This is a genomic window from Pseudonocardia sp. SID8383, assembly GCF_009864975.1.
In the GTDB taxonomy this organism is placed as follows: Bacteria; Actinomycetota; Actinomycetes; order Mycobacteriales; family Pseudonocardiaceae; genus Pseudonocardia; species Pseudonocardia alni.
Map to the genome: position 1 here is coordinate 1 of NZ_WWFY01000721.1, position 2,694 is coordinate 2,694.

General features: G+C 71.5%; 1 protein-coding gene. It reads right to left on the reverse strand.

The window, feature by feature from the left end:
* The coding region (gene ftsH / locus GTW08_RS17485; RefSeq protein WP_237453937.1) for an ATP-dependent zinc metalloprotease FtsH at positions 1-2,179 on the reverse strand (2,179 nt) is incomplete at its 3' end.
* Positions 2,180-2,694 lie beyond the last annotated feature (515 nt).

The window sequence follows — 2,694 nt, forward strand, 5'->3', positions numbered from 1 at the left end:
GGGCGCCGTGCCCGTTGCCGGGCGCGCCGTAGCCGTTCCCGTTCCCGCCGTTGCCGCCGCCGTGGCCCGGGCCGCCGTCGCCGGGGGCGTAGCCGCCGTCGTTGGGGGCGTCCGGGCGGCTCGGGACCGAGCCGCCCGCCGGGAACGGGGAGGCGCCGGGGGTGCCGGGCGCGTCTCCGTAGCCGTTGGCGACGCCCGAGCCGACCTCGGCCGGGGTGAGCTCGTCCTCCTCGGGCGGCAGGACCTCACCGCGCTCGTGCGCCAGCTCGCGCCGGGTCTTGATCGGCGGCTTCTCCGAGGGCGTGCGCACGCCGAAGTCGTCGAACGCGGTGATCCGCGGCCGCTTCTCCACCGACCCGAAGATCCGCTCGAGGTCCTTGCGGTTCAGGGTCTCCTTGTCCAGGAGCTCGAGCACCAGGTCGTCGAGCACGTCGCGGTAGGTGTTGAGGATCTCCCACGCCTCGGTGTGCGCGGCCTCGATGAGCTTGCGCACCTCCTCGTCGATCTCGTGGGCGACCTCGAGCGAGTATTCGGCCTGGTTGCCCATCGAGCGACCGAGGAACGGGTCGCCCTGCTCGCGGCCGTAGCGGACGGCGCCGAGCTTGGCGCTCATGCCGTACTCGGTGACCATCGCGCGGGCGATCTTGGTGGCCTGGTCGATGTCGGAGGACGCGCCCGTCGTGGGCTCGTGGAAGACGAGCTCCTCGGCCGAACGCCCACCCATCGCGAACACCAGCCTCGCGATCATCTCGGCGCGGGTCATGAGGCCCTTGTCGTCCTCCGGGACGACGAGCGCGTGCCCGCCGGTGCGCCCGCGCGGCAGGATCGTGAGCTTGTAGACCGGCTCCAGGTCCGGCATCGCCCACGCGGCCAGCGCGTGCCCGCCCTCGTGGTATGCGGTGATCTTCTTCTCGCGCTCGGAGACGATCTTCGACTTGCGCCGGGGGCCGCCGACGACGCGGTCGACCGACTCCTCCAGCGCGGCGCCGTTGATCAGCGTCCCGTGCTCGCGGGCGGTCAGCAGCGCGGCCTCGTTGATCACGTTGGCCAGGTCGGCGCCGGACATGCCCACGGTGCGTTTGGCCAGCGACTCGAGGTCGACGTCGTCGGCGAAGGGCTTGCCCTTGGAGTGCACCGACAGGATCGCGCGGCGACCCGCCAGGTCGGGGGCGCCGACCGGGATCTGCCGGTCGAACCGGCCCGGGCGCAGCAGCGCCGGGTCCAGGATGTCCGGCCGGTTCGTCGCGGCGATCAGGATGATGCCGCCGCGGGCGTCGAAGCCGTCCATCTCGACGAGCAGCTGGTTCAGGGTCTGCTCGCGCTCGTCGTGCCCGCCGCCGAGGCCGGCGCCGCGCTGGCGGCCGACCGCGTCGATCTCGTCGACGAAGATGATGCAGGGCGCGTTCTGCTTGGCCTGCTCGAACAGGTCGCGCACCCGGGAGGCACCGACACCGACGAACATCTCGACGAAGTCGGACCCGGAGATCGTGTAGAACGGCACGCCCGCCTCACCGGCGACCGCACGGGCCAGCAGCGTCTTGCCGGTGCCGGGCGGGCCGTAGAGCAGCACACCCTTGGGGATCTTCGCGCCCAGGGCCTGGTAACGGCCCGGGTTCTGCAGGAAGTCCTTGATCTCGTAGAGCTCCTCGACCGCCTCGTCGGCGCCCGCCACGTCCGCGAACGTGTTCTTCGGCATGTCCTTGTTCAGCTGCTTGGCCTTGGACTTGCCGAAGCTCATGACCCGGTTCCCGCCGCCCTGGGCGTTGTTCAGGAACCAGAACAGCAGGATCAGGACCAGCGCCAGCGGGATCATCGTGATCAGCAGCGTGGAGAGGAAGGAGTCCTGGCGGACGACGGTGTCGTACTCGGCGATCCCGGGGACCTGGCGGACCTGGTCGAAGATCTGACCGGAGATCTGCGCGGGGTACTGGGTGAGGATCTGGGTCGTCTCGTTGCCGTCGACCTCGATCGGGCGGTCCAGCGTGAGGCGGAGCTGCTGCTCACGGTCCTCGACGAGGGCGTCCTTGACGTTCCCCGACTGCACCTGGGAGAGCGCGACCGACGTCGTGACCTCGGTGTATCCGCGGGTGTCGTCGAACAGCTGGCTGAACCCGAGATAGATCAGGAGTGCGACGAGGATCCAGATCAGCGGGTTGCGGAGCAGGCGCTTGCGGTCCATGCAACGTCGGCCTGGGTGGCCTTCACCTTCCCGGGAGTGGTTCTCGGCAGCGGCGGCGGACGGTGTACCGCCCCGCCGGAGGGCCCTGACCCGCCAGGATAGCCCCACGGTGGGTGGAGTGCTCCGGACGGACCTGGCCGGACCGCCCGGTGAGCGGGCGGCCGATCCGAGAACGAACCGGCGACCTGCCCGGTTCCCCCACAGGGGTGTCCCGACGCACACCTCGACACCGTGGTGTGGGACAACTGTGCAGCACGCTCGGTACCCGGACGGCGGCGGAGGGCAGCGGCGCCCTGCTCCGTCCGGTCCAGCGGCGATGGTCTGCGGGTCGGGAGGGACGATCGGATGGCGCTGCACGCGGTGGCCGGACCCCGGCGGACGGTGTCGGTGCTCGCCGCCGGTCTCGCCGCCGCGGCGGCACTGGCGGTGTTCACCGTGCCGGTGGGGACGGCCGTCGCCGTGCCCGTCATCCCGGCGCCCGTGGCCGCCGCACCGACGCCGCCGGTCGTGACCGC